Genomic DNA, 25,344 nt, shown 5'->3' on the forward strand with positions numbered 1-25,344 from the left:
CGTTACTCGTCAGCGAAGAGAGTGTTGTTGCGCTGGTCGATCAATTCGAGGACCTTGCCGCCGCCCCGTGCCACGCAGGTGAGCGGGTTTTCGGCGACCACGACCGGGAGTCCGGTCTCTTCCATGACCAGTTTGTCCAGATCGCGCAGCAGCGCACCGCCGCCGGTCAGGACAATGCCACGATCGGCGATGTCTGCGCCGAGTTCCGGCGGCGTCTGCTCGAGGGCGGCGCGCACGGCTTGAACGATGCCGAACAGCGGCTCCTGCAGCGCCTCTAGGATCTCGTTGGAGTTGAGCGTGAAGCTGCGCGGCACGCCCTCGGCGAGGTTGCGACCCTTGACGTCGATCTCGCGCAGTTCCTTGCCCGGGTAGGCCGAGCCGATTTCCTTCTTAATCCGCTCGGCAGTCGCCTCGCCGATCAGGATGCCGTAGTGCCGGCGGACGAAGGCGATGATCGATTCGTCGAACTTGTCGCCGCCGATGCGCACGGAAGACGAGTAGACGATGCCGTCGAGCGAGATGACGCCCACCTCGGAGGTGCCGCCACCGATGTCGACCACCATCGAGCCGCGCGGCTCGTCGACGTCGACACCGGCACCGATCGCGGCCGCCATTGGCTCCTCGATGATGAAGGCGCGGCGGGCGCCGGCGGAAAGAACGGATTCACGGATCGCGCGGCGCTCGACCTGGGTCGCGCCGACCGGCACGCAGACCAGCACGCGCGGGCTGGGGCGGAACCAGTGCGAGGAATGCACCTTCTTGATGAAGTGCTGCAGCATCTTCTCAGTGACGTGGAAGTCGGCGATCACGCCATCACGCAGCGGGCGCACGGCGTGGATCGATTTCGGCGTACGGCCGACCATCTGCTTGGCCTCGTTGCCGTAGGCCTGGATCACGGTCTGTCCGCCATCGTTCCGCAGGGCGACCACCGAGGGTTCGTCGAGGACGATGCCCTTGCCGGAGACGTAGATCAGGGTGTTTGCCGTGCCCAGATCGATGGACAGGTCGGTGGAGAAAATTCCGCGGAAGCCTTTGAACATGGGGGTTATAACCGAATGATGTCTGCTGTATGTGGTCGGACCGGTGGGGCGGTCCATTGTCGCAATGCCGCGGCGGAGCGGCATTGCCTGAGTCCTTTCCCGTTTGCGCGGTCCGACTCGCCTGCTTTGGCAGGGGTCATCCGCCCGGTGAGCGGTCGGAAACCGTCGCCGCGGTGCCGCGAAAAATAAGCGGTTAAGGTAGCAACATGCGCGCGTTCAGGCAAGTGCCGGACTCGGCAGGCAGGCGCGGCTGTGGTAGGCTTCCGCCGGAATTTCCGCCTACCGGCAGGCGCCATTAGACAAGGCATTTGTCGATGGGTTCCCGCCGAATTTGGCGGGCGAACGGTACCCGCAGACCAAACCAGACACGCCAACCACGTTCTTGAGGGGTGACGACGATGTCGTTGACCAATGACCAGTTGCAAACCGTGGCCCATCTCGCCCGTATTGCCGTCGAGCCGGAATGGACCGAGGCGCTGCGCTCGGATATCAACGGTATTCTCGACCAGGCCAGTCGCCTGGACGACCCAAGGCTCAACGAGCTCGAACCGATGGCCCATCCGCTCGACCAGGTCCAGCGGCTGCGCCCCGACTCGGTTACCGAGACCGACCAGCGCGAGACCCTGATGGAAGGTGCGCCGGCCCAGGAACAGGGTCTTTTCCTGGTGCCAAAAGTCATCGAGTAAGCCGTATCCCGCCGGCACCGCCCGGCGATGTTCTGAGCGCCGCCCACATTGCCTGCAAGGGGAACACCTTTCGTGCCCACGAGTGATACACAGCACCGCGGCGGGGATGCCGCCCTGATCAACGCCTCGATTGCCGAGTTGCGCGACGGCCTGATGACCGGCGAGTACACGGCCGCCGACCTGGCCGCCGTGTTTGCCCAGCGCATCGAGACGATCGATCCGTCCCTCAACAGCCTGGTCAGTCGCGTCGAGCCGGCCGAGCCGGCATCGGCCGCCGGCCGGCTCGCCGGCATCCCCTATGTCCACAAGGACATCTTCTGTGCCAAGGGTACGCGCACGACCTGCGGCTCACGGATGCTCGCCGACTGGGTCGCGCCCTACGATTCAACCGTCCATGAGCGTTTGACTGAAAGCGGGGCGGTGCTGCTGGGCAAGGCCAACATGGACGAGTTCGCTATGGGCTCGTCCAACGAGAACAGTCACTTCGGCGCGGTGGCCAACCCCTGGGATGCCAACGCCGTGCCGGGTGGCTCCTCGGGCGGTTCGGCCGCGGCGGTCGCCGCGCGACTCGTGCCGTTTGCCACCGGTACCGATACGGGGGGGTCGATTCGTCAGCCGGCGGCCTTCTGCGGCGTGACCGGCATCAAGCCGACCTACGGGCGGGTATCTCGCTACGGGATGATCGCCTATGCCTCGAGCTTCGATCAGGGCGGCGTGATCGCGAAATCCGCCGCGGACTGCGCGCTGGTGCTCGGCGAGATGGCCGGGTTCGACGAACGCGATTCCACCTCGGCCGACCGCCCCGTGCCGGATTACGTCGCCGGGCTGGACGAGTCGATCAGCGGCCTGCGGGTCGGCATTCCGAAACAGTGGTTCTCGGATGCCCTGGACCCGGCCGTGGGCGATGCCGTCTCGGCGGCCATCGACGAGTTGCGCGCCGCCGGTGCCGAAACCGTCGAGATCGACCTGCCGGACGCCGATATCGCGCTGGCCGCCTATTACCTGCTTGCGCCCGCCGAGGCGTCCTCCAACCTGTCGCGGTTCGACGGCGTGCGCTTCGGCTACCGCTGCGAGGATCCCAAGGACCTGCAGGATCTCTACGAGCGGACACGCTCGGAGGGCTTCGGCTCCGAGGTCAAGCGCCGCATCCTGGTCGGCACCTATGCGCTCTCGGCAGGCTACTACGACGCCTTCTACCGCCGCGCGCAGAAGGCCCGCCGACTGGTTACTGATCATTTCCAGCGCGCCTTCGAGCAATGCGACGTGATCGCCGGTCCGGTGACGCCTACCCCGGCCTTCGACCGCGGCGCGCACAGCGCCGATCCGGCCAAGATGTACCTCGAGGACATCTTCACCATCCCGGTAAACCTCGCCGGTCTGCCCGGCATGTCGGTGCCGGCCGGTTTCGTCGAGGGGCGTCCGGTCGGCCTGCAGTTGATCGGTCGGCACTTCGACGAGGCGCGCCTGCTCAACGTCGCGCATCAGTATCAGCAGCGCGTGGACTGGCACGAACGCATGCCGTCCATGGCTGCCGACTCCGCCAACGACAACCGCGAAGGGTAAGGACAGCACTAATGAGTCAATTCGCAATCCCTTCGGGCTGGGAAGTGGTCATCGGTCTGGAGATCCATGCCCAGCTGGCCACCCGTTCCAAGATTTTCTCTGGCGCATCGACCGCCTTCGGCGCCGAGCCCAATGCGCAGGCCTGTGCCGTCGATCTTGGCCTGCCGGGCGTGCTGCCCGTGCTCAACGAGGGCGCGGTACGCATGGCCTCGTTGTTCGGGCTGGCTATCGACGCCGAGATCTCGCGGGTCTCGAGCTTCGACCGCAAGAACTACTTCTACCCGGACCTGCCCAAGGGCTACCAGACCACGCAATTGGCTCGGCCAATCGTGGTTGGTGGCTCGGTGACGGTGACCACGGGCGAGGGCAAGAAAGCCAAGGAACACACCATCCGCGTGACGCGTGCCCACCTCGAGGAGGATGCCGGCAAGTCGTTGCACGAGGATTTTCACGGCATGACCGGTATCGATCTCAACCGTGCCGGCACGCCCCTGATCGAGATCGTCTCCGAGCCGGACATGCGCAACCCCGAGCAGGCGGTTGCCTACGCCCGCAAGGTGCACGCGATCGTCCAGTACCTGGGTATCTGTGACGGCAACATGCAGGAGGGTTCGTTCCGGGTCGATGCCAACGTCTCCGTGCGCCCCGAGGGCGACGAGGCACTCGGTACGCGTACCGAGATCAAGAACGTCAACTCGTTCCGCTTTTTGCAGCGGGCGATCGAGTTCGAGATCGAACGCCAGGTCGACCTGCTCGAGACCGGCGGCGAGGTGGTCCAGGCCACACGCCTGTACGACCCGGACCGCGACGAGACCCGCCTAATGCGTACCAAGGAAGAGGCGGACGATTACCGCTACTTCCCGTGCCCGGACCTGCTGCCGGTGGTTCTCGACGACGAGACGATCGAGTCCTGGCGCGCCGAGCTGCCCGAGTTGCCGGATGCCAAGGCCGACCGCTACCAGTCCGAGTTCGGGTTGAGCGCCTACGATGCCGGTGTGCTCACGTCGAGTCGCGCCACGGCGGAGTACTTCGAGGCCGTCATCGCCCGTGAGGGCAGTGACGCCAAGCTGGCCGCCAACTGGGTGATGGGCGAGGTCGCCGCGCTGCTCAACCGGCTCGAGTGCGAGATCGGCGAATGTCCGGTCCCGGCCGAAAAACTGGCCGATCTGCTCGAGCGGATTGCCGACGGCACGCTGTCGAACAAGCTCGGCCGCGAGGTGTTCGAGGCCTTGGCCGAGCAGGGCGGCTCGGTCGACGAGATCATCGAGGCACGCGGTCTCAAGCAGATCTCGGACACCGGCGCGATCGAGGCGATGGTCGACGAGGTGATCGCGGCCAACCCCGGCCAGGTCGAGGCCTATCGGGGCGGCAAGGACAAGCTGTTCGGTTTCTTCGTCGGCCAGGTGATGAAGGCGGCCAAGGGCAAGGCCAACCCGCAAGCGGTCAACGAGGTGCTCAAGCGCCGCCTCGATGGCAACTGAGAGCGACTGAACCGTCGTGCAGCAACCCGGGGGAACCCCATGAGCGAGATAACCGGCAAGTCGGAATCGATCGACTGGCAAAGCCTGCCGCATGGCGACGAGCTGTTCCGTTTTTCCTTCGAGGATGGGCGGGTGCGCGGGGTTTCCCTGCGCCTGGAGCCCACCTGGCAGGCGGCGATCGAGAACCATGACTACCCGCCGGCGGTGGCGAGTCTGCTGGGGCAGGCCGTTGCCGGGGCCGTGTTGATGGTTGCCAGCCTCAAGTTCGAGGGGCGCCTCGTGCTGCAGTTTGCCGGCCGCGGTCCGATCAGTTTGCTGGTGGTGCAGGTGACCTCAGATCGACGCTTTCGTTGCATGGCTAAGTGGGACGACGAGCGTCTCGAGGGCGCGAGCGAGCACCTGGAGGATCAGCTCGGGCGCGGTCAATTGGTGCTGACGATCGAGCCCGAGGATGGCGCGCGTTACCAGTCACTCGTGCCGATCGCCGGCGCCGGTCTGGAAAACGCCATCGAGGGGTATTTCCAGCAGTCCGAGCAATTGCCGACCCGGCTGGTCCTGGCGGCCGACGGCGAGGTGACCGCGGGCATGCTGGTCCAGCAGATGCCCGAGACCGGCGGGATCGTGCCGGCTTCCGGGGCGGCGGCCCGCGGGTTCGAGCACGTCGGTAAGCTGGTCGATACCCTCGTGGGGGACAAGGGCCGGTCCGAGATGCTTGCCATCTCCGCCCCGGAGCTCCTGCACCGCCTGTTCCACCAGGAGGCGCTGCGCATCCATGACGTGGCGCGGGTCTCGTTCAACTGTGGCTGCACCCGCGAGGGTGTCGGCCAGATGCTGGCCAGCCTGGGACGAGGGGAACTGGAGGCGACGCTCGACAGTGACGAGACGCCGGGACTGGTCGAGATTCGTTGCGACTTCTGCGGCAGCCTGTACCGCTTCGACCGGGTCGACGTCGAGCAATTGCTCACCAGCGACAGCGTCGAGCCGCCCGAGTCCACCCGTCACTGACTCCGATGTTGTCGACCGCTGGTCGGCCGTCGTCAACGCGGCCATACTGAACGCCGTTTCCGGCCTGTCCATAAAGATCACCCGGTGTATCGCATGACGTCCGGTCGCGCCTCCGACGCTTCACCCCATTTCGACACCGCCGTCGACCCCGTTGTCGACGAGCTGTCGCTCGATACCCTCTTCGGCGAAGTCCGTCGCCATATCCTCGACCGCCAACACCCGATTTCGGGGCTCCTGCCGGCCAGCACGGCGGTGACCGCCCATGGCGATTACACCGACGCCTGGGTCCGCGACAACGTCTACAGCATCCTCGGTCCCTGGGCACTCGGCATTGCCTGCCGCCGCGCCGGGCAGTCGGCCCGGGTCTTCGAGCTCGAACAGGCGGTGGTCCGCAACATGCGCGGGCTGCTGCTCGCGATGATGCGACAGGCCGATCGGGTCGAGCGCTTCAAGCACAGCCTCGATCCGATTGATGCGCTGCATGCCAAGTACGACACCGCTACGGGCGAGGCAGTGGTGGGCGACGAGGAGTGGGGGCACCTGCAACTGGACGCCACCTCACTGTTCTTGCTGATGCTGGTGCAGATGACCGCTGGCGGCCTGACGATCGTGCAGGGTCGTGACGAGGTAGATTTCGTCCAGAACCTCATTTGGTACCTCTCTCGGGCATACGTGATTCCCGACTACGGCATCTGGGAGCGCGGCAACAAGATCAATCACGGCGTGCGTGAGCTCAACGCCAGTTCGCTCGGCCTGGTGCTGGCCGCCCTTGAGGCCGCCGACGGCTTCGATCTGTTCGGTGAGCAGGGTGATGACAGCAGTCGGTTGCAGGTGGTGCCCGACGATATCGCCCGGGTGCAGCAGTGCCTGGATTCCATCCTTCCCCGGGAATCGGCTTCAAAGGAAATCGACTCGGCACTGCTCGCCGTGATCGGCTTTCCGGCCTTTGCCGCCGGCGACAAGGCCGAGGAGGTGGGTGAACGTATCGAGACCCGGCTGGCCGGGCGATACGGCTACAAGCGCTTTCTGCGCGACGGACACCAGACGGCAATCGAGGATGACACCAAGCTCCATTACGAGCCCGAGGAGCTCGAGGCCTTTGCGCGCATCGAGTGCGAGTGGCCACTGTTTTTCACCTATCGACTGATCAACGCCTGTTTTTCCGGGGATCGCGAGACCGCCGTGTCGATCCAACGTCAGATCGAGCGGGTGGCGGTCTGCGAATGCGGTGCACCGGTGTTGCCTGAACTTTATTACGTGCCGGCGGAATCGATCGAGACCGAGCGACATGCCCCCGGCTCCACCGATCGTCTGGCGAATGAAAACCGACCGCTGGTCTGGGCCCAGAGCCTGTGGGTGGCCGGCCGGCTGTTGTTGGCAGGACGTATACAACCGGACGATCTGGATCCGATCGGTCGCCATCGGCCCCGGCAGGAAACGGCCCCTCCCGCAATCGGGGTGGCTTTGCTGGCCCAGACGACCTCCGTGGCCGAGCGACTCGAGGCGGCCGGCATTGCGCCGATCTCGTGGCCGGGTGAGAGCCGTACGAACGCGATTCCGGCAGATGTCCTGGTCGAGCGATTGACCTCGGTCGGGGCGAATGCGCGCCTCGGGCTGAGCGGGCGTCCCAAGCGCCGCCTGCTGGGCCTGTCGGCAGGCCGGCTAATCACCACGGACACGGGATGTTCCGCGGTCATCCCGGCCCTGTTCGACACCAACACCTTCCTCCTTGGCCGGGACACCGAATTGCTCGTCCATGAGATTCGTACCAGCCTTGCTTACCTGGCCCGATATGCCCATGGTCCGGGTCAGCCGCTATGGACCATTCCCGTGTACGACTGGATGCTCGACGGGCCGGGTGCCACGACCCTGTTGGCATTCCTCGACAAGCTGGCGAGCAGTCGGGTCGACGGGGTTCGGGTCGAGCGCTTGGACGCGATGGTCGGCTCGGCGTCGAGCTGGCGGTTGCCCGGCGATCTTCCTGAGGCGCCCGCCGAGCAGCCCGTCACTGACGGGCCATGGGAGTGGGGCGGTGACGTGCATGCAATTGCCGCCGAGCTGGGCGAAGCGCATTCGGTCGACGAGTTGATCGGCGCCTTCGGGCGCGTCACCGCGCTGGAAGAACGGCTGGCGTTGCTCGAATGGCTGGCGCGGAGTGCATTGCCCCCCGATCGGACGTTCGCCGATGTCAACGGTCAGCAGCGCGAGTGGAAAGGTCACTGCATCGCCCTGCTGCGGCTTGCCCAGCGAGTGGGTGCCTGGCGGGTGATGCGCCTGGCGGCTGACCTTGCCGGGGTGATCGACGGTTTTCTCGAGATCGCCCTGATGGATCTGGTCGTGCGCCAGAAGCGGCTCGCGGTGGGACGTTCCTACAGCCGTTCGGCCGTGATCGACGCACCGATCTCGAATCGCGAGATCCTCCGACGGATCCATGCCTACTGCGATGACGATCCGCGGGAACGGTCCCTGACTCAGGAACTCGTGATTCACCTCGGTGCCTGGCTGCGCGCCGAGCCGGATCTATTCCGAAACGTGATTACCCTGCGCACCGGGCCGCTGCTGCAGATCCTGGTGGCCCTGCGCGCCCGGGAGGCGGCGATTCCGCCGTCGCAAGCACTGGATGATCTCGTCGGCATGTCGCCACACGCCCTGCGGGAACGGTTGCGTGAGGCGATCGACTGGCGCGATCAACCCGAGCGGCTCGAGGCGTTGCATCGACGCGATATCGCCAGCCCGACCCCCGCGTCGATTGGGGCCGAAATGGACACACCGGCGGTTGCCTCGATCCTGGATCGACATGGTTTGGGGGATGAGGGGGGGCGGCACGAGGCGGGGCGCCCGGTGGATTGGTACCACAATCGTGAGATTGGCGGGGCGATGAGTCGGTTGCCCGAGCGCTTTTACGAGGGGGTCTGGGACTTGCTCGGCCATGTCCCGACATTGGTGATCGGTAACCGGTTCGATCCGCGCAACGTGCTCGACAGTGCGCTTTATCGCGGCCAGTCGACCGCCCGTGAGCACAACTTCGCCCTGGCCGTCGAGCATCGGCTTAATCGAATCGAGGCACCCGAATACCGTGAACTGAACGTCGAGGCGATCGCCGCGCTGATCGAGCTCGTGGCGCGAACCCCGGATCTGTCCATCGAGGAACCACTGGTGCTCGACGTGGTGATCGGGCACGCCGTCCGTCTGGCGTGGCTCCAAGAACACCCTGAGGACGAGGGGCGCTACGACGAGTCACGGGCAGATGCTTGGCAAGCGTTCTACCATCGGTCGCCTCAGGCCGTTGCCCACTGGGTCGGCGAGGCCCTGGATTACTTGCTCATGGCCGACGTGGATTCGGAGAGTGTTACGGAGGATGCCGGCGATGATTCTAGCGGGTGACATCGGTGGGACACACTCGCGCCTTGCGCTGTTCGTCGCCGGAGAGCCAGTGGCTCGATTCGAGCAGACCTTACCCAGTCGGGATTACACGGATTTTTCCGCGTTGCTGTCGTGCTTCCTTGACCTTGCCGGTCGGCATGACCACGGGCGGATCGAGGCGGCCGCGTTCGGTATTGCCGGCCCGGTGCAAGGCGAGGGGGCCGATGCCCGGGTTCAGGCGACCAATCTGCCCTGGACCTTGTCGGCGGCGGCGATTGGCAAGGCTCTCGGCGGCGCGCCGGTGCGGTTGGTCAATGACCTGATCGCGGTTGGTCTGGGTGCGCTGGCAAGCCCCGTCGACCGGCGTGTGAATCTCAACCCCGAGGCCACGCCGGCCGAGGGACACGCGGCCGTGATTGCGCCGGGTACCGGGCTGGGTGAAGCCCTCTTTTTCCATGACGGGCAGGGCCACCAGCCGATGCCAAGCGAGGGCGGGCATTGCGACTTCGGGCCCAACGACGAGCGCGAGACGGCGCTGCTGGCCTACCTGCGCGGGCGATTCGGTGGGCACGTCAGTTACGAACGCATTCTCAGCGGTGACGGCTTTTCCTCGCTCTATGCCTTTGCGCGTCACGCGGAGCTCGGGCGACCTGCCCCGGGTGCCGATGGGCAGCTTTCGGCGGCATCGGACCCCAATGCCCTGATCACGCAATGGGCGAATCGCGGCGAGGACGACTGTGCGGTGATCGCCTGTCGGCTGTTCGCCCGGATCCTCGGGGCAGAGGCCGGCAACCTGGCGCTCAAGGCACTCCCGACCGGTGGGGTGTTCCTCGCCGGTGGCATTGTCGGGCACATCCTGCCATTCCTGCGCGAGCAGACGCTCGAGGGCTTTCTCGACAAGGGCCGGTTTGCGACCATGCTCGGCCGTTTGACGCTATGGGTGGTTGCCGATGGCGGACTCGGCCTGGCCGGCGCGCGCCAACTGGCCGAGCGGGAAATGGATTCAAGCAGGGGAGAGCGATGAGCCAGGGCGAGTTGAGCGGACTGTACGTGATTACCGACACCACCCGGTTTCAGCGCGAGGCGCTGGTCGAGGCGGTGAGCGAGGCCATTCACGGTGGAGCAAGAATCGTCCAGTACCGGGACAAGAGCGCGGATGTCACGCGGCGCCACAACGAAGCAGCGGCCCTCGCCGAGTTGTGTCGGCACCATGGCCGCGTCTTTATCGTAAACGACGACGTGGCGCTGGCGACCGAGGTCGGTGCCGACGGCGTGCACCTTGGCCGCGAAGATGCCCCGTTGACCGACACGAGGGCCCGTTTCGAGGCAGCGGGCCTCGATGCGATCATCGGTGTCTCTTGCTATGCTGACCGCCTTCGGGCCGAGCGCGCCGCGGCGGAGGGTGCCGACTACCTCGCCTTCGGCGCGATGTTCCCGTCGCCCACCAAGCCGCATGCCCCCGGCGCGCCAGCGGATGTGCTCAGCTGGGCCCGAGAGCATCTCGGTCGACCCGTCTGCGGCATTGGCGGCATCACGGCGACCAACGTGGGCGACCTGATGCTGCATCGGCCCGACATGATCGCGGTGATCAGCGAGGTGTTCGCCGCCCCCGACATTCGAGCCGCGGCCGAGTCCCTGACGCGGGCCATGGCGGCCGGCATGGCCCGACCCAATTCAAGAACCAACCACGATCCGGAGAATCCCTAGATGACCGCATCCAACCACGAGCTGTTCGAACGCGCGCAGACCCACATCCCCGGCGGGGTGAACTCGCCGGTGCGTGCCTTTGGCTCGGTCGGCGGCGATCCCGTCTTCGTCAAGCGCGCCGAGGGCGCACGCTTTTTCGACGAGAACGACCAGTCCTACATCGATTATGTCGGCTCTTGGGGCCCCATGATCCTCGGGCATGCGCACCCCGACGTGATCGAGGCAGTCCGCGAGGCGGCAAAGAGCGGCCTGTCCTTCGGTGCACCCACCGTCAGCGAGACGCGCATGGCCGACCTGCTCTGCGAGTTGGTGCCGTCGATGGACATGGTGCGCCTGACCTCCTCGGGTACCGAGGCGACCATGAGCGCGATCCGGTTGGCGCGCGGCTTCACCGGGCGCGATCGGATCGTCAAGTTCCAGGGCAACTACCACGGCCATTCCGATTCGCTGCTGGTCGAGGCCGGCTCTGGGGCGCTGACGCACGGCGTGCCGAGCTCCCCGGGCGTGCCCAAGGCGTTCGCCGATCTGACCACCACCGTCGAGTACAACAACCTCGAGCAGGTGCGCGAGGTGTTCGCCGAGGTCGGTGACGAGGTCGCCGCGATCATCGTCGAGCCGGTGGTCGGCAACATGAACTGCATCCCGCCGGAGCCGGGCTTCCTCGAAGGGTTGCGGCATGTCTGCGACGAGCACGGCGCGGTGCTGATCTTCGACGAGGTGATGACCGGGTTCCGCGTCGCGCTGGGCGGGGCGCAAGGGCATTACGGCATCAAGCCGGATCTCACCACCATGGGCAAGGTGATCGGCGGTGGCATGCCGGTGGGCGCCTTCGGCGGCCGGCGCGAGATCATGGAGATGATCTCGCCCATGGGGCCGGTCTATCACGCCGGCACGCTCTCGGGTAACCCGATGGCCATGGCGGCCGGCGTCAAGACGCTCGAACTGATCAGCGTGCCGGGTTTCTTCGATGTGCTGACCCGTCGCACCCAGGCACTCTGCGACGGCCTGTCGGCTGCCGCGAAGGCGCATGGTATCCCGATGATCACCCAGAACGTGGGCGGCATGTTCGGCCTGTTCTTCACCAACAAGGACCGGGTCGCCAACTTCAACGATGCGACTGCCTGCGACAAGGAGGCCTTCAAGACCTTCTTCCACGGCATGCTTGACGAGGGTGTTTATTTCGCGCCGTCGTCGTTCGAAGCGGGGTTCGTCTCGATGGCCCACGGCGAGGCGGAGATCGATGCGACCGTCGCCGCTGCCGAGCGTGTGCTCGCCCGCATGGCGGGTTGAATGCCAACGGCCCGCTTACAGCGGGTCCGGTCCGTAAAAAAGGCCGCCGGAACGGGGTTCCGGCGGCCTTTTGACGTTCAAGGGCCGATCCGGGCTTCGTGCCCGGTCGGCAATGCGGTCGTTTTACTGTTCGTCTTCGAGATTCGCGTCGGGGTTCCAGCCGGCATCGCGCGCGCGTTGCATCTGCTTTTCGTAGATCTCTGCATGGCGACGGCGCAGGTCGTCGGGCAGCAGGCTCGGAATGCCACCACCGTGCTTGTCCCACTCAGCATTGACCCGGTCGGCCAGTCCCTGCAGGCGGCCAAGCTCCCAGCCTTCGCAGGTCTCGTCTTCCGGAATCAGTCCGAACACGCGGGCGTCGAGCACCAGGCGGCCATGGAACGTCATGCCACCGTCTCGGTCGTTGTCGATGCCGACATAACCATCTTTCGCTGAGTTGCCTCTACGCTGCATGTTGTACTCCGTCTCTCTTATTCGGATTCGTGAAAACGGGCATCGACCAGTTCGGCGATCCCCTCGATAGCCTGGGCCGCATCATCGCCGGTGGCGGTGACGGTGATCGTCTTGCCACAGGCGGCGGCCAGCATCATCAGGCCCATGATCGACTTGCCGTTGACACGGCGGTCGTTGAATTCGACCTCGATCTCGCTTTCGAACTGTTCGGCGGTGGCGGCAAAGCGCGCGGCAGCGCGGGCGTGCAGGCCGCGACGATTGCGCAGGGTCAACTCCCGCTGGACGACGGGCGCGGTGCTCTCGTTCATGGCCGGTCGGTCGCTCCTTCCTGGATGATGCCCTCGCGCCCCCCGCTGCGGGCCTTGGCTGTCATCTGCTCGAGCGGCAGGCGAGGATAGTTCAGGGCACGGACCAGCATGGGGAGATTCACGCCCGACAGCACCTGCACGTCGTGCTGGTCACGCAAGCGGTGGGCGATGTTCGACGGGGTGGAGCCGTACATGTCGGTCATCACCAGCACGCCCTCGCCACTGTCGAGGTCGGCGACGCTACGGCGGGCGGCGTTGAGCAAATCGATCGGGTCGTCGTCCTGACGGACGTCGAGGTGGTCGAGCCGGGTGGGAAGACGCTCGAGCATGTCGGTGGCCGTCTCGATTAACTGGCCTCCGATGTCGTTGTGACAGATCAGCAGGATTCCGACGGTCATTGCGGGAGTGCTTCCTCGGTCGCGGTCGACGAAACCCGCATCATACCGAAAAACCGGTTCGAGACAGGGGCCGTCGCCACGGTTCAGTGGTTGCCGAGATCACGATGCCGGACCACCAGGTTGGCGAAGGCCGGTCGCAGGTCACGGGCAATCTGCTCGACGATGTAGACCGAGCGGTGCTTGCCGCCGGTGCAGCCGATCGAGCAGGTGAGGTAACTGCGATCACTGTGGCTCGCCTCGGTCAGCATGTGTGTGAGAAAGTCCGCGATACGCGTACGGGTCTCGTGGGTCACGGGGTGTTGTTCGAGGTAGTCGACGACCGGTTGATCGAGACCGCTGTGCGAGCGAAGTGCCGCCGACCAGTGCGGGTTGGGCAGAAAACGCACGTCGAAGAGAAAGTCGGAATCGAGCGGAATGCCGAACTTGAAGCCGAACGACTGGATCAGGATGCGCGGCCCGGCCTCTTTTTCACCGATCAGACGGGCACGCACGTCCTCGCGTAGCTGGTGGACGGTGGTCAGGCTGGTGTCGATGACCAGGTCCGCGTAGGCACGGATCGGCATCAGCAATTGCCCTTCGCGCGCGATCGCCTCGACCAGGTTCTCGATCTGGTAGGAGAGGGGGTGGCGTCGTCGCGTCTCGGAAAACCGGGTGATCAGGCGTTGACGATCGGCCTCGAGGAACAGGCTGCTGATCTGCAGTTCCGGCAGACGTTCCTTGAGTCGGTCGATCCGGTCGGGGAGGCTGGCCAGCGATTGCTCCGGTGCGCGCGCATCGATACTGATGGCGATCCCCCGGGCGACGATACCGCCTTCCAGGTAGCTTTCGGCGAGATGGTCGAGCAGGTCCGGTGGCAGGTTGTCGATGCAGTAGAACCCGCTGTCTTCCAGCGCGGCCAGGGCCACGGACTTGCCGGAGCCGGATTGCCCCGTGACGAGTATCAGGCGCGGAAACGGTCTGGTCATGACCAGGCCTCCGGTTTTTCGTCGGGTCGCGGGGGGATCTCGCCGTCGGCGAACAGCCGCGCGATCTGCCGGCTGGCCGGCTGGCCGCCGCGCTGGCGTTCGAGGTTACGCTGACGCACGATCGTTTCCAACAGGACGGCGAGGTTGCGCCCCGGTGCTACCGGCAGGCGCCAGACGGGGATGGTCTGGCCGGCGACCCGTTCGTTACCGCGATCACCGAACAGGCGTTCCTCGGCACCGATGGGACGGCCGGCATCGCCGGGGTAGAGGTCGACGATCAGGCGGAGGTATTTGCGAGTTTTGAGGGCGTTGCTGCCAAAGAGTTCGCGAATGTCGACGATGCCGATGCCCCGGACTTCGAGTAGGCCGAACAGGCGATCGGGACAGGAACCCGTGACTTCCTCGCCGTGAACGGTGAAGCACGGTGCGTCATCGGCGATCAGGCGGTGACCGCGGCTGAGGAGTTCGAGTGCCACCTCGCTCTTGCCAATGCCCGCTGAGCCGCGGATCAGCACCCCCAGCCCGCTGACCTCCATGAACACGCCATGGCGCCAGTCCTCGTTCGTGTTGCCACACAGGCGCCGCAGCCGGCGAGCGATGGTTTCATCGTCCTCACTGCTGCTCAGGATGTGGATGTCGGCCCCTGTGCTCGGGACCGTGGCGTGCCGATCGAGCCAGTCGGCAAGTACGTCCGCGTGTGCCTGGCTGAGAATGATCACCCGCGGCGGGGTGATCGTCGCCACCGGCCCATTGGCCCGCTGCAGGCACTCTTCACCGCATTGCAGGTAGTGACGCAGCGCCGGGGAGATCAGTGCGACGCGCGTGGGAATCCATGGATTCGCCGGGCCGACCAGGCGTTGGTCGTCGGCAACCGGTGTGTCCCAGCCGTCGGGAAGCGCCTGCTGCCAGTCGCTGTCGCCGGCATCCGAGGGGAGGTGGCGGTATGTAAAGCTCGGGATCATGGCCTGCCCGTTTGCCGATCAAGGCTCGATGGTCGGGCGTAAGCCCGAATTAGGGAAGGTCTGCACGAATCGATCGCCATTCTGGCTCGCGGGTTCGCCCCACTCGGCGTTGCGCCCCTTGTGAGTGACGGCGGACCGCGCCTTGCACCCGAACCCCTGGTGGCCCCGGGGTAACGCTATCGATTCGTGCAGACCTGCCCTCTAGCTGGCGGTCGCTTCCGCGCTGTCCTTAAGCCACTCTACCATCAGCGCCTGAACGCGCTCGGCGCTCTGGGCCTCCATGATGGTTTCCCGCTCGTCGGGATCGTTGAGATGGCGGGCCAGGCGGCCGAGGATTTCCAGGTGTTGTTCGGGGCAATCCTCGGGAATGACCAGGCCGATCACCAAGGTGACCGGGGCGCCATCCGGGGCGCCGAAGTCAACGCCTTCTCGCAGCCGGATCAGTGCCCCTCGCGGGGTGAGGATGTCGTCGACCCGGCCGTGGGGCACGGCAATGCCATGACCGATCGCCGTGCAGCCCAGCCGTTCGCGGGCAACCAGGGCCTCGAAGATGCGGGTGGCCTGCTGGCCACCCAGTTCATCGTCGGCCAACAGTCCGGAGAGTACCTCCAGGACTCGCTTGCGGCTCTGGTACAGCTCGTCGATCCGGATGTGATGGATCGGAAACAGCTCGGCAGTATTCATTAAGCACCCTGTCGGTCGACTGGCCGCGAGGATCGCTCACGGGTCGGGGCGGGAATGTGTTGAATCGGCGCGCATCATAGCGTGTTGCGCCGGCTGTGCAACACCGATTCCGACTTGGCGAAGGGAGCGATCAATGCGTTCCTCCCGTCATCCGCCGGCGATTACGCCGGCGGGGCCGGCTCAGCGGTGGCTGGTCAGCTTTTCCTTGTGCTTGACGATCTGCCGGTCGAGCTTGTTGATCATGGCGTCGATGGAGGCGTACATGTCGTCGGTGACCGCCTCGGCGTGCATGTCCTGACCGCTGACGTGCAGGTTGGCTTCGGCTTTCTGCGCTTCCTTGCGTTCCACGGTCAGAATGACGTGGATATCCACCAGCTTGTCGAAGTGTCGTTCAAGACGAGTGAACTTCTCGTGGACGTGGGCCTTGAGGGCCTCGGTAACGTCGACGTGATGACCGGTGATGTCTATCTGCATGTGCCGCTCCTTATAAGTGCGTTATATCAATCGCTTGCGGTCGGTTGATGAGGCGATCCCCATCGCCTCGCGGTATTTGGCGATCGTCCGTCTCGCGACGTCGATCCCCTCGTCTCCAAGCATGGTCGCAATCTTGGCATCGCTCAAGGGCTTCTTGGGATTTTCTTCCTCCACCAGCTTCTTGATGCGTGCCCGGATGGCGGTGGCGGAACATTCGCCGCCGTCGCTGGTGCCGACGTGGCTGGAGAAGAAATACTTGAACTCGAACACGCCCCGGGGGGTGAGCATGTACTTGTTGGTGGTCACCCGGCTGACCGTCGATTCGTGCAGTTCGAGCGTCTCGGCGATCTCGCGCAGGACCAGGGGTTTCATGGCGATTTCGCCCTGCTCGAAGAACTCGATCTGCCGGCGCACGATTTCGCGGGCGACGTTCAGCAGTGACTCGTTGCGGCTGCGCAGGCTCTTGATGAACCAGCGGGCCTCCTGCAGGTGGTTGCGGATGTAGGTGGCATCCTTGCCGCGGCTGGAGCGGTCGATCAGGCCCGCGTATGTCTGGTTCACTCGCAGGCGCGGCGCGATTTCCGGGTTGAGGTCGACGTGCCAGCCATCCTCGCGATGCGTCACGAGCACGTCCGGCTTGATGTAGTTGGCCGCCGTGTCGCCGATGGACAGCCCCGGGCGTGGGTCGAGCATCTGGATGAGTCTCAGCGCCGACTCGAGTCGCTCTCGACTAATGCCCAATCCCTTGGTGACCTGTGGCAGTTCCCGCCGGGCGATCGCCTCGAGCCAGTCGCCCTCCAGGACGGCACGGGCATCGGCGGCCGCCGGGTCGTCGCCATGCCGTTGGTCGATCTGGATGATCAGGCACTCGGCCAGCGAACGCGCACCGACACCCACCGGGTCGAGCCGCTGGATATAGTGAAGCGTGGCCTCAACCTCCTCGACATCGATTCCCGGCAGCTCGTCCTTGAGCAAGGCGACGAGTTCCTCGAGGGGCTCCTCGAGATAGCCGGACGGTTCGATGGATTCGATCAGTGCCGTGGCGATCCGGCGGTCGGTCTCCGACAGCGTGGCCAGATGAATCTGGCTCAGCAGGTGATCGCGGAGATTGTCCTCCCCGGTCGATTGGGTCGCGAAGGGGTCGTAGTCGTCGCCGGGGGTGTTGGCGCTAAGAGGGGTGCTGCCATCGGACTCGTAGTAATCATCCCAGGACGAGTCCACCACCAGGTCGTCGTCGGCCGACTTGTCCTTGCGGTCCTCGAGCAGTTCCTCGCCGGCCTGGACGCCAGGGTCCTGCTCCTCGTTGGCATCCTTCTCGGTGGTGTCTTCCTCGGGTTGCTCGTCTTCCGCGACCTCAAGCAACGGGTTGCTGTCGAGTGCCTGCTGGATCTCGAGGCTCAGTTCCAGGGTGGAGAGCTGCAGCAACTTAATTGATTGCTGCAGTTGCGGCGTCATCGCCAGCGACTGCCCCAGGCGAAGTTCGAGTCCTGCTTTCATGCCGGCCATGTCGAACCCTCCGCGGTAGCACCGGCGCCGGGTTTGGAGCGAGCCAAGGGTTCGGCTGCCGTGGGTGTTGTCAAGCCCGGGGACAGGCCATGAAGGGGGAGTGCGCACGCAATTTGCATGAGATCGAGTTTAGCCGATCGAAGGCGCACTATGCCAACGATTTCGGCTCGGAAGCCACCTTGCCTATTTCGCCGGTCGGACGTCCGGTGGGGGGGCATTACAAGGTGAAATCGTGGCCCAGGTAGACGTCCCGAACCGACTGGTTAGCCAGCAACTCCTCGGCCGTGCCGTGCGCCAGGATTGTGCCGTCGGAGACGATGTAGGCCCGCTTGCATACGCCGAGGGTTTCGCGAACGTTGTGGTCGGTGATCAGCACGCCGATGCCGCGATCACGCAGGTGCTCGATGATTCGCTGGATATCGATCACCGAGATCGGATCGATCCCGGCGAATGGTTCGTCGAGCAGCATGGCCCGGGGGTTGGCGGCGAGTGCCCGAGCGATCTCCACGCGACGACGCTCGCCACCGGAGAGGGATTGGCCCTTGGAGTCGGCGATGTGGGTGATGTGGAGCTCCCGGAGCAACTCGTCAAGCGCTCGAGGACGCGTGGCGCGATCCAGATCGCGGCGCAGCTCGAGAATGGCGAGGATGTTCTCGCGCACGGTCAACTTGCGAAAGACCGAGGGTTCCTGCGGCAGGTAACCCAGCCCGAGGTGGGCGCGCCGGTCGATCGGCGTGTGCGTGATGTCGCGGCCATCGAGATAGACCGCGCCCTGATCGACGCCGACCAGCCCGACGATCATGTAGAAGCTGGTCGTCTTGCCGGCTCCATTGGGACCGAGCAGGCCAACGATCTCGCCGGCCTCGACGCTCAACGACACATCGCGCACGACCGGGCGAGCCCCATAACTCTTCGACAGGCTTTTGACCTCGAGCAGGGCGTGGCGCTGCTGTTGAGCGGCAAGGTGAGATTGGGTGGTCGCCTCGGTCATGGTCGCGTCAGTCCCCACCGTTATCGTCTTTCTTGTTGCGTGGCTGCAGGGTCATCTCGACACGTGCTTTGCCGCCTTCCTCACCGGCCTCGACCACCTCAGTGCCGAGATCGTAGTTGATGCGCTCGGACCGGATCTCGTCCCCGGTACGTTTGAGCCATGCCTCGCCCGTAAGAACGACTGAACCCTCGGCCGTGCGGTAGTCGGCCTCGCGCGCCTCGCCCTCGACCCAATTGCCTTCGTCATCGCGCTCCCGGAAGGTGGCGGGATGGCCCTCGAGCACGGCCCGTACCAGCTCGCCGTCCTCGAGGTAGAGCGTGGCGCGGTTGCCGGTGGCGTGCAGGCTGCCCTGATCGATTACCACGTCACCGGTGTAGACGCTGGTGCCTTCCTGGTACTTGGTTACCTTCTTGTCTGCCTGAACCTTGACCGGCTGCGTCCGGTCGGCCTGAGCAGCGAGGACTGGCTGGGCACCGAGGCCGATAATCAGCGCCAGGCCGAGTGTCCCGAGCCGGTTTGCGTGGCTACAGCGTGAGCGGATGGAATAGGTCGGAATCTGCATGGTGTGGTCTTCCTGCCTTCTCGCCGGCGTCGGGGCGGCGTTCCTGCCGTGTCGTGCCGAGTCGGGTGGGTTAGTCGGTTTTACCGGTCGAGCCGGGTTGGATTTCGTCGCGAACCTGCCCGGTCTGGGTCAGGACCTCGTTGCCCCAGTCGAGGGCTATCTTTTCGGCGTTACTGTGCCAGCGCGGCGTGCCGTCCGGCGCGGTCTCGCTGAATCGAGCCGGGACATCCGTGCGTGCCCGGCGCTGTGACGGGTAAAGCCAGAGTTGTTCGGTGGTCAATTCCAGCAGCCCGCGCTCCTGGTGTGGCTCGCGCTGGGCGTGAACCGATCCCGCCAGTTCGACGGTCTCGCCTCGTTCGGTCACCGTGCCGCGTTCGGCACGCAGTGTCCATGGCGGCACGGCCGGATCGGCATCCAGCAGAGTGACTCGCGGGGAGTCGAGCTCGTAGCGGTCTCCCGTTGCTGTCTGGTCAAGCTGGATGGCCTGCGTGCTCTCAAGCTGGTAGGCAAGTTGGCCTGCCTCGTCGTATTGCCAACTGATGGGATTGTCGAGACGCTGGGCATAACCGCTGGCCGTATCCCGGGGTAGGGCGAGCTCGTCAGCGAGGTTGTGCCACGCCAACCAGGCAACCAGCCCCAGTCCCACCATGGCGAGCAGGCCGCGATTGACCCGTGACGAAATGGGCCAGCGCATGGTCAGCGGTACCGCGCCAGTACGTCACCCCATTGGTCACGCGCGTCGATCAGTGTGTCGATCAACGCCCGTACCGCCCCGTAACCACCGGGTACCGGGCTGATCCAGTCGACCCGGCTGCGGATCACCATGGGGGCATCGCTGACCGTTGCCGACAGTCCGGCGCGATTGAGCATTGGCAGGTCGAGCACGTCATCACCCATCGCCGCAATCTCCTCCAGGCCGATCTCGAGCAGCTGCGCGAGTTCCTCGATTGCCTGGCCCTTGTCGGTCGCGCCGAGCACCACGTGCTGGATGCCCAGCGACTTCGCCCGTCGGCTGACCGCGGGCGACGAACGCCCGGTGATGATCGCAACGTCCACGCCCAGTTCCTGGATGAGCTTGATGCCATGGCCGTCGCGGCTGTGGAAGATCTTGTGCTCCTCACCATCCTCGGTCAGGTGCAGGCGGCCGTCGGTCATCACGCCGTCGACGTCGAGCACCAGCAGTCGGACTTGTCGGGCCCGTTCGATCCATGTCGTGTCACGGTTGGCCATCAGGCTACCCCCGCCCGCAGCAGGTCATGCATGTTCAGGGCGCCGACCAGGCGGTTTTTTTCGTCGACGACCAACAGCCCGTTGATCTTGTCGCGCTCCATCATCGCCATCGCCTCGGCGGCGAGCACGTTGGCCGGGCAGGTGCGCGGGTCGGGGGTCATGGCCCGCTCGATCGGGCAGTCGAGATCGAAATCGCTTCGATCGAGCAGGCGACGCAGGTCGCCGTCGGTGAACAGTCCCAGCAAGCGTTCGTCTTCGTCCACGACGGCGGCCATGCCGAGGCCACCCGAGGACATCACCAGCAGGGCCTGCTTGACGCTCTGACGAGGTCCCACGCGCGGTAGCTGCTCGCCGGTGTGCATGACATCACGCACGTGCAGCAGCAGGCGTCGCCCCAACGAGCCTCCCGGGTGGGAGAGCGCGAAGTCCTCGGGCTGAAAGCCGCGGGCGTCGAGCAGGGCGACGGCGAGGGCATCCCCCATGACGAGTGTGGCGGTGGTACTTGCCGTGGGCGCAAGGTTGAGTGGGCAGGCCTCGCGGTCGACGCCGACGTCGAGATGCACGTCGGCCGACTGAGCGAGCGCCGACTGCGGGCGGCCGGTCATCGCGATGAGGCTGACGCCGAGGCGCTTGATTACCGGCAGGATCGCCAGCATCTCGCCGGTTTCGCCAGAGTTCGACAGGGCGATCACCACGTCGCGTTCGGTGATCATGCCCAGATCGCCGTGACTCGCCTCGCCCGGGTGGACGAAGAAGGCCGGGGTACCGGTGCTCGCCAGGGTGGCGGCGATCTTGCCGCCGATATGGCCGGATTTGCCCATGCCGGTGACGATCACGCGACCGTCGCAATCGAGCATCAGGCGGCAGGCATCCACGAACGTCTGATCGAGTCGTGCGGGCAACGCGTCGATGGCATTGCGCTCGATGTCGATCACCTCGCGGGCCATGCGAAGCAGGTTGTCGGGATGCAGGGCGTTGTGCTCCATGGGGTATCCGGTTGGCATGCTAAGATTTTCGGGTTTCGGAGTATATCAGCCCGACGCAAGCAGACCGCCCGTGGCACGCCGTGCCTTGAAGACAGGCAGCGGTTGCTGTGGTTCTGGCGTCGTTTGATTCCTTATTCCAATTCTGGAGGTGAGCGAATGCAGCCCGAAGCTACGGCCATTCAGGTGGATCCTGCGGATGCGGTGATCGAGCGACAAAGGGAAGCGGCACGACACCACGGTCTGGAGGTGGTCTTCCGTGACGGCGATGCCGGCGGCGAGGCGGCACCCGAGCTGGCCGTGATCCCACCCGGCGGCTGTTGGATGGGTAGTCGAGCCAATGAACATGGTGCCCGTCCCGTCGAGCAGCCGCGGCACGAAGTGCATTTCGAGCGTGCCTTTGCCATCACCCGTGGGGCGATACGCCGTCGCGAGTATTTCGCCTTCCTCGAGGCGAGCGGGCATCGTCGGCCACGCCCCTACAGCTGGAATGAACCTGAATTCCCCATGTACAACGTCTCGGCGGGCGATGCCGAGGCCTACGCGCGCTGGTTGAGCGACGTCACCGGCCACAGCTATCGTCTGCCCACGGAAGCCGAGTGGGAGTACGCCGCCCGGGCGGGCACCGACACGATGTTCTGCTTCGGTGATCGCATTCGCCGCGAGGAGGTCAATTGCGCCGGCGGCCTGCATTGCACCCGCGGGCTGTTTTTCTGCGGCATCGGCAAGCCGGTGCCGGTCGGTAGCCTGCCACCCAATGCCTGGGGGCTCTACGAGGTCCACGGCAACGTGCAGGAATTCACCCAGGATCATTGGTGCGATGCGTATCCCGGTGGGCCGCGTCCCGGCGATCGGGCCTACCAGAGCATCGATCGGAAATATCGCTACCTGCGCGCGGTGCGCGGCGGCTCGTGGTTCGACCCGCCCGGGGCTTGCCGGAGCGGCTCTCGGGCGCGTCGTCATCAGGACGAATTCGACCTGAACCTCGGTTTTCGCTTGGTGCGCGAGATCAGTGCCTGAGCGACGTGTATCATGCGCGGCGCATTTAGCGATCCGATCGCGATCCTGAGGCCCCCGTTTGACACGCTCAGGGGCAGCCGATCGACTTTCCGAGGTAGTCACCAGCCATGAAGGCGATACATCTAGGTCTGCGCTACCGGCGTTCGCCGGCACTGGAATCGAGCTTTTTCGATCCCGAGATGCCGGCCGACTGGCGCGTGGCCTTTCTGCTCAACGAGCAGGATGCCTTGTGGGTGGCAGGAGACGATCCGGACGTCGATACCGTGCTCGCCGAGCTGGACGATTCCCCCACAGACGTGTTTGTGGTGGTCGAGGATGCGGCGTGGTCGCCCGGGTGGCAGTCGCTGGTCGATGCTGGCCGCCACGCCGTGGTGCGCTTGACGGACGATACGCCACTCTGGCGCCCCGGTACCCCCAGTGCGCCGGCGGTGGTGGGGCTGGTTCCGGCCAGTGACCAGCCGGCCGATCTGCATGCCTGGCTGTCGGCCTTCCTGGATCAGGCGCCGGCCGAGGCCGCCTTGTTCGTCGACGGCGAGCCGCCCTCGGTTGCCACGGTTGACCGGTTGCGCACCCTGACGGAGTTGATGGGACGGTGACTGATTCACGCACCACGACCGACATGATCGAGCTCGACGGGGTGCACTTCTCCCGTGGCGCCCAGGTGATCTTCGATGGCGTCGACATGCATTTTGGTCGCGGCGAGGTCACGGTAGTGCTCGGCCCCTCGGGCACCGGCAAGACGACGCTGTTGCGCTTGATCGGTGGACAGGTGCGCCCGGCGAGTGGTCGGGTGATGGTCGACGGCATCGAGGTGGCGCGTGCCCGCCGCAAGGCGCTGTACGCCCTGCGCCGGCGCATGGGCGTGCTGTTTCAGAACGGGGCCCTGTTCACCGACCTGACGGTGGGCGAGAACGTTGCTTTTCCGCTGCGTGCCCATTCGCGTCTGGACGAGGCGCTGATTCGCCGCATTGTCCTGTTCAAGCTCGAGGCGGTCGGGTTGCGCTCGGCGCGGGACAAGTATCCGGCCGCACTCTCCGGCGGCATGGCGCGCCGGGCCGCGCTGGCCCGCGCCATGGCCCTCGACCCGGAAATCATGCTCTATGACGAACCTTTCGCGGGTCAGGACCCGGTCAGCATGGGCGTGTTGCTACGGCTGATCCGCCGGCTGAACGATGCCTTGGGCCTGACCAGCATCGTCGTGACCCACGACGTCAAAGAGGCGATGAGCATCGCCGACCGGGTGATTGTGATCGCCGGCGGCCGGGTCATCGGGCAGGGCACACCGGAGGAGGTGCGTGCGCAGCGCGAGCAGGAGCCGGCCCTGGCGCAGTTTCTCGACGGGGCTGCCGACGGCCCGCTCAACGCGGCTGAAGACGAGTCCCCGTTGTCTGCCGATCTCGGTTTGGGAGGTGGACAGTGAAGGCGCTCCTGAACGCGATCGCCCGGCTCGGCCGCCTGTTCCTCGACGGGGCGCAGCACGCCGGGTCAATGGCGCTGTTTGCCGTCGAATTGGCCTGGGTGCTGATCCCGACCTGGTCGCGCCCCCGGGATATCTTTCAGCAGATTTACGCCGCCGGCGTGCTCTCGCTGGTGATTATTCTGGTGGCCGGCGGGTTCGTCGGCCTGGTGCTGGGACTGCAGGGCTACAACATCCTGTCGAACTTCAATGCCAGCGAGTCGCTCGGGGTGATGGTGGCCCTGTCGCTGGTGCGTGAGCTGGGGCCCGTGGTCGCCGCGTTGCTGTTCGCCGGGCGGGCCGGGTCGGCGATCACCGCCGAGATCGCCTTGATGAAGACCACCGAGCAGCTCGCCGCGCTGGAGATGATGGCGGTCGACCCGATGCGTCGAGTGATCGGCCCGCGTTTCTGGGGCGCGATGATCGCGGTGCCCTTGCTGGCGGCCATGTTTTCGCTGGTCGGTATCGTCGGTGGTTACCTGATCGGGGTCGTGGTGCTGGGCGTCGATCAGGCCTCATACTGGGGGCAGATCCGCGAGCAGATGGAGGCCTGGGACGATGTTGGTGGCGGTGCCATCAAGTCGCTTGCCTTCGGCGCGGTGATTGCGCTGATCTCGGTTTACGAGGGCTACCGGGCCGAGCCGACCGCCAGTGGCATGGCGCGCGCGACGACACAGACCGTGGTTCTGAGCTCGCTTGCCGTGCTGGGACTGGATTTTGTAATGACGGCTTTCATGTTTGGGGCGTGATGGAATGAATGTGCAACGTGGAGTCGAGCTGGTGGTAGGGCTGTTCGTGCTCGCCGGGATCGCCGCGCTGATGGTGATGGCGCTGCAGTGGAGCAACTTCGGCGCCAGTCGCGTGGCTGGCTACGAAGTCACGGCCCGGTTCGACAACGTCGGCGGGCTGTCGGTGCTATCGCCGGTCAAGCTGGCGGGCCTGACCATCGGCCGAGTGGACTCGATCGAGATCCACCCGGAAACGTTCCAGGCGGAGGTGCGCATGGTGATCGACGACAAGTACGACAACCTGCCGACTGACTCCTTCGCCAATATCTACACCGCCGGTCTGCTCGGGGCGCAATACGTCGAGATTTCGCCCGGTGGTGCGCTTGAGTCGCTCGAGGACGGCGACCGGATCACGATGACACAGTCCGCGATCATCCTCGAGAGCGTGGTTTCCAAGTTCCTGTTCGACAAGGCAAAAGAATGAAAAAT

27 protein-coding genes are annotated in these 25,344 nt (G+C 65.3%); 13 read left to right on the plus strand and 14 right to left on the minus strand.

All coding sequences use genetic code 11. The features are described from left to right. Window positions 1–2: 2 nt before the first annotated feature. Window positions 3–1,040 (minus strand): rod shape-determining protein, encoded by a 1,038-nt coding sequence (locus D5687_RS06210; RefSeq protein WP_125198909.1) that lies wholly within the window; start codon window positions 1,038–1,040, stop codon window positions 3–5. 398 nt (window positions 1,041–1,438) lie between these two features. On the opposite strand from D5687_RS06210, the gene gatC reads away from it, so the two are divergent. From gatC to hemL, 8 genes are all read left to right on the plus strand, one after another. Beyond that, window positions 1,439–1,726, plus strand: coding sequence for an Asp-tRNA(Asn)/Glu-tRNA(Gln) amidotransferase subunit GatC (gene gatC, locus D5687_RS06215; RefSeq protein ID WP_125198910.1), 288 nt, complete (start codon window positions 1,439–1,441; stop codon window positions 1,724–1,726). A gap of 114 nt (window positions 1,727–1,840) precedes the next feature. Beyond that, the gene (gatA, locus tag D5687_RS06220; RefSeq protein ID WP_125198947.1) at window positions 1,841–3,289 is read left to right on the plus strand and encodes an Asp-tRNA(Asn)/Glu-tRNA(Gln) amidotransferase subunit GatA; all 1,449 of its coding nucleotides are present in this window, start codon (window positions 1,841–1,843) and stop codon (window positions 3,287–3,289) included. Between the two features lie 11 nt (window positions 3,290–3,300). After that, window positions 3,301–4,770 (plus strand): Asp-tRNA(Asn)/Glu-tRNA(Gln) amidotransferase subunit GatB, encoded by a 1,470-nt coding sequence (gene gatB, locus D5687_RS06225; protein ID WP_125198911.1) that lies wholly within the window; start codon window positions 3,301–3,303, stop codon window positions 4,768–4,770. Window positions 4,771–4,809: 39 nt separating this feature from the next. Beyond that, window positions 4,810–5,775, plus strand: a complete 966-nt coding sequence (locus D5687_RS06230) for an Hsp33 family molecular chaperone HslO (protein WP_125198912.1) — start codon at window positions 4,810–4,812, stop codon at window positions 5,773–5,775. A gap of 93 nt (window positions 5,776–5,868) precedes the next feature. After that, a complete protein-coding gene (locus tag D5687_RS06235; protein ID WP_125198913.1) occupies window positions 5,869–9,159 on the plus strand; it encodes a glycoside hydrolase family 15 protein in 3,291 nt (1,096 codons plus the stop codon). Continuing rightward, window positions 9,143–10,162, plus strand: coding sequence for a glucokinase (locus tag D5687_RS06240; RefSeq protein WP_158611782.1), 1,020 nt, complete (start codon window positions 9,143–9,145; stop codon window positions 10,160–10,162). Before D5687_RS06235 ends, D5687_RS06240 begins: the two co-directional genes overlap by 17 nt. Next, entirely contained in the window at window positions 10,159–10,845 is a 687-nt protein-coding gene (thiE, locus tag D5687_RS06245; protein WP_125198915.1) for a thiamine phosphate synthase, read from the plus strand. The genes D5687_RS06240 and thiE overlap by 4 nt, the downstream gene beginning before the upstream one ends. Continuing rightward, window positions 10,846–12,135, plus strand: a complete 1,290-nt coding sequence (hemL, locus tag D5687_RS06250) for a glutamate-1-semialdehyde 2,1-aminomutase (RefSeq protein WP_125198916.1) — start codon at window positions 10,846–10,848, stop codon at window positions 12,133–12,135. 123 nt (window positions 12,136–12,258) lie between these two features. On the opposite strand, the gene D5687_RS06255 is transcribed toward hemL, so the two are convergent. The 13 genes from D5687_RS06255 to D5687_RS06315 form a co-directional block, all read right to left on the minus strand. Next, window positions 12,259–12,588 (minus strand): hypothetical protein, encoded by a 330-nt coding sequence (locus D5687_RS06255; protein WP_125198917.1) that lies wholly within the window; start codon window positions 12,586–12,588, stop codon window positions 12,259–12,261. A gap of 17 nt (window positions 12,589–12,605) precedes the next feature. After that, a complete protein-coding gene (locus tag D5687_RS06260; RefSeq protein WP_125198918.1) occupies window positions 12,606–12,896 on the minus strand; it encodes an HPr family phosphocarrier protein in 291 nt (96 codons plus the stop codon). After that, window positions 12,893–13,294, minus strand: coding sequence for a PTS sugar transporter subunit IIA (locus D5687_RS06265; RefSeq protein WP_125198919.1), 402 nt, complete (start codon window positions 13,292–13,294; stop codon window positions 12,893–12,895). Before D5687_RS06265 ends, D5687_RS06260 begins: the two co-directional genes overlap by 4 nt. A gap of 83 nt (window positions 13,295–13,377) precedes the next feature. Continuing rightward, window positions 13,378–14,259: an RNase adapter RapZ gene (rapZ, locus tag D5687_RS06270; protein WP_125198920.1), complete on the minus strand. Its 882-nt coding sequence runs from the start codon at window positions 14,257–14,259 to the stop codon at window positions 13,378–13,380. Beyond that, window positions 14,256–15,221, minus strand: a complete 966-nt coding sequence (locus D5687_RS06275; protein WP_125198921.1) for a hypothetical protein — start codon at window positions 15,219–15,221, stop codon at window positions 14,256–14,258. The genes rapZ and D5687_RS06275 overlap by 4 nt, the downstream gene beginning before the upstream one ends. Before the next feature lie 201 nt (window positions 15,222–15,422). After that, complete coding sequence (locus D5687_RS06280) at window positions 15,423–15,905, minus strand: PTS sugar transporter subunit IIA (protein WP_125198922.1); 483 nt, start codon at window positions 15,903–15,905, stop codon at window positions 15,423–15,425. A gap of 180 nt (window positions 15,906–16,085) precedes the next feature. Then, a complete protein-coding gene (hpf, locus tag D5687_RS06285; RefSeq protein ID WP_125198923.1) occupies window positions 16,086–16,379 on the minus strand; it encodes a ribosome hibernation-promoting factor, HPF/YfiA family in 294 nt (97 codons plus the stop codon). 21 nt (window positions 16,380–16,400) lie between these two features. Beyond that, a complete protein-coding gene (locus D5687_RS06290; RefSeq protein ID WP_125198948.1) occupies window positions 16,401–17,876 on the minus strand; it encodes an RNA polymerase factor sigma-54 in 1,476 nt (491 codons plus the stop codon). A gap of 226 nt (window positions 17,877–18,102) precedes the next feature. Beyond that, window positions 18,103–18,876 (minus strand): LPS export ABC transporter ATP-binding protein, encoded by a 774-nt coding sequence (lptB, locus tag D5687_RS06295; RefSeq protein ID WP_125198924.1) that lies wholly within the window; start codon window positions 18,874–18,876, stop codon window positions 18,103–18,105. Window positions 18,877–18,883: 7 nt separating this feature from the next. Next, entirely contained in the window at window positions 18,884–19,438 is a 555-nt protein-coding gene (gene lptA / locus D5687_RS06300) for a lipopolysaccharide transport periplasmic protein LptA (protein WP_125198925.1), read from the minus strand. A 70-nt stretch (window positions 19,439–19,508) separates the two neighbouring features. Further along, complete coding sequence (gene lptC / locus D5687_RS06305; protein WP_125198926.1) at window positions 19,509–20,132, minus strand: LPS export ABC transporter periplasmic protein LptC; 624 nt, start codon at window positions 20,130–20,132, stop codon at window positions 19,509–19,511. A gap of 2 nt (window positions 20,133–20,134) precedes the next feature. After that, window positions 20,135–20,668, minus strand: coding sequence for an HAD family hydrolase (locus tag D5687_RS06310; protein WP_125198927.1), 534 nt, complete (start codon window positions 20,666–20,668; stop codon window positions 20,135–20,137). Then, window positions 20,668–21,654, minus strand: coding sequence for an SIS domain-containing protein (locus tag D5687_RS06315; RefSeq protein ID WP_125198928.1), 987 nt, complete (start codon window positions 21,652–21,654; stop codon window positions 20,668–20,670). The genes D5687_RS06310 and D5687_RS06315 overlap by 1 nt, the downstream gene beginning before the upstream one ends. Window positions 21,655–21,810: 156 nt before the next feature. On the opposite strand from D5687_RS06315, the gene D5687_RS06320 reads away from it, so the two are divergent. The 5 genes from D5687_RS06320 (at window position 21,811) to mlaD (ending at window position 25,339) form a co-directional block, all read left to right on the plus strand. Then, entirely contained in the window at window positions 21,811–22,671 is an 861-nt protein-coding gene (locus D5687_RS06320) for a formylglycine-generating enzyme family protein (RefSeq protein WP_158611783.1), read from the plus strand. 107 nt (window positions 22,672–22,778) lie between these two features. Further along, window positions 22,779–23,267: a hypothetical protein gene (locus D5687_RS06325; RefSeq protein WP_125198930.1), complete on the plus strand. Its 489-nt coding sequence runs from the start codon at window positions 22,779–22,781 to the stop codon at window positions 23,265–23,267. A gap of 23 nt (window positions 23,268–23,290) precedes the next feature. Next, on the plus strand, window positions 23,291–24,091 hold the full coding sequence (locus D5687_RS06330) for an ABC transporter ATP-binding protein (RefSeq protein ID WP_125198949.1): 801 nt from the start codon (window positions 23,291–23,293) through the stop codon (window positions 24,089–24,091). Next, window positions 24,088–24,876: a lipid asymmetry maintenance ABC transporter permease subunit MlaE gene (gene mlaE, locus D5687_RS06335; protein ID WP_240031437.1), complete on the plus strand. Its 789-nt coding sequence runs from the start codon at window positions 24,088–24,090 to the stop codon at window positions 24,874–24,876. The genes D5687_RS06330 and mlaE overlap by 4 nt, the downstream gene beginning before the upstream one ends. 4 nt (window positions 24,877–24,880) lie before the next feature. Next, window positions 24,881–25,339, plus strand: coding sequence for an outer membrane lipid asymmetry maintenance protein MlaD (gene mlaD / locus D5687_RS06340; RefSeq protein WP_125198931.1), 459 nt, complete (start codon window positions 24,881–24,883; stop codon window positions 25,337–25,339). Window positions 25,340–25,344: the final 5 nt, after the last annotated feature.

Origin of the sequence: Guyparkeria sp. SCN-R1, assembly GCF_003932495.1 — a bacterium.
Taxonomy (GTDB): Bacteria; Pseudomonadota; Gammaproteobacteria; order Halothiobacillales; family Halothiobacillaceae; genus Guyparkeria.

What these genes read in the sequence shown, in the direction of transcription:
- D5687_RS06210 (WP_125198909.1), bottom strand. Translation starts at nt 1,040, where the DNA reads ATGTTCAAAGGCTTCCGCGGAATTTTCTCCACCGACCTGTCCATCGAT.
- gatC (WP_125198910.1), top strand. Translation starts at nt 1,439, where the DNA reads ATGTCGTTGACCAATGACCAGTTGCAAACCGTGGCCCATCTCGCCCGT.
- gatB (WP_125198911.1), top strand. Translation starts at nt 3,301, where the DNA reads ATGAGTCAATTCGCAATCCCTTCGGGCTGGGAAGTGGTCATCGGTCTG.
- D5687_RS06230 (WP_125198912.1), top strand. Translation starts at nt 4,810, where the DNA reads ATGAGCGAGATAACCGGCAAGTCGGAATCGATCGACTGGCAAAGCCTG.
- D5687_RS06235 (WP_125198913.1), top strand. Translation starts at nt 5,869, where the DNA reads ATGACGTCCGGTCGCGCCTCCGACGCTTCACCCCATTTCGACACCGCC.
- D5687_RS06240 (WP_158611782.1), top strand. Translation starts at nt 9,143, where the DNA reads ATGATTCTAGCGGGTGACATCGGTGGGACACACTCGCGCCTTGCGCTG.
- thiE (WP_125198915.1), top strand. Translation starts at nt 10,159, where the DNA reads ATGAGCCAGGGCGAGTTGAGCGGACTGTACGTGATTACCGACACCACC.
- hemL (WP_125198916.1), top strand. Translation starts at nt 10,846, where the DNA reads ATGACCGCATCCAACCACGAGCTGTTCGAACGCGCGCAGACCCACATC.
- D5687_RS06255 (WP_125198917.1), bottom strand. Translation starts at nt 12,588, where the DNA reads ATGCAGCGTAGAGGCAACTCAGCGAAAGATGGTTATGTCGGCATCGAC.
- D5687_RS06260 (WP_125198918.1), bottom strand. Translation starts at nt 12,896, where the DNA reads ATGAACGAGAGCACCGCGCCCGTCGTCCAGCGGGAGTTGACCCTGCGC.
- D5687_RS06265 (WP_125198919.1), bottom strand. Translation starts at nt 13,294, where the DNA reads ATGACCGTCGGAATCCTGCTGATCTGTCACAACGACATCGGAGGCCAG.
- rapZ (WP_125198920.1), bottom strand. Translation starts at nt 14,259, where the DNA reads ATGACCAGACCGTTTCCGCGCCTGATACTCGTCACGGGGCAATCCGGC.
- D5687_RS06275 (WP_125198921.1), bottom strand. Translation starts at nt 15,221, where the DNA reads ATGATCCCGAGCTTTACATACCGCCACCTCCCCTCGGATGCCGGCGAC.
- D5687_RS06280 (WP_125198922.1), bottom strand. Translation starts at nt 15,905, where the DNA reads ATGAATACTGCCGAGCTGTTTCCGATCCATCACATCCGGATCGACGAG.
- hpf (WP_125198923.1), bottom strand. Translation starts at nt 16,379, where the DNA reads ATGCAGATAGACATCACCGGTCATCACGTCGACGTTACCGAGGCCCTC.
- D5687_RS06290 (WP_125198948.1), bottom strand. Translation starts at nt 17,876, where the DNA reads ATGAAAGCAGGACTCGAACTTCGCCTGGGGCAGTCGCTGGCGATGACG.
- lptB (WP_125198924.1), bottom strand. Translation starts at nt 18,876, where the DNA reads ATGACCGAGGCGACCACCCAATCTCACCTTGCCGCTCAACAGCAGCGC.
- lptA (WP_125198925.1), bottom strand. Translation starts at nt 19,438, where the DNA reads ATGCAGATTCCGACCTATTCCATCCGCTCACGCTGTAGCCACGCAAAC.
- lptC (WP_125198926.1), bottom strand. Translation starts at nt 20,132, where the DNA reads ATGCGCTGGCCCATTTCGTCACGGGTCAATCGCGGCCTGCTCGCCATG.
- D5687_RS06310 (WP_125198927.1), bottom strand. Translation starts at nt 20,668, where the DNA reads ATGGCCAACCGTGACACGACATGGATCGAACGGGCCCGACAAGTCCGA.
- D5687_RS06315 (WP_125198928.1), bottom strand. Translation starts at nt 21,654, where the DNA reads ATGGAGCACAACGCCCTGCATCCCGACAACCTGCTTCGCATGGCCCGC.
- D5687_RS06320 (WP_158611783.1), top strand. Translation starts at nt 21,811, where the DNA reads ATGCAGCCCGAAGCTACGGCCATTCAGGTGGATCCTGCGGATGCGGTG.
- D5687_RS06325 (WP_125198930.1), top strand. Translation starts at nt 22,779, where the DNA reads ATGAAGGCGATACATCTAGGTCTGCGCTACCGGCGTTCGCCGGCACTG.
- D5687_RS06330 (WP_125198949.1), top strand. Translation starts at nt 23,291, where the DNA reads ATGATCGAGCTCGACGGGGTGCACTTCTCCCGTGGCGCCCAGGTGATC.
- mlaD (WP_125198931.1), top strand. Translation starts at nt 24,881, where the DNA reads ATGAATGTGCAACGTGGAGTCGAGCTGGTGGTAGGGCTGTTCGTGCTC.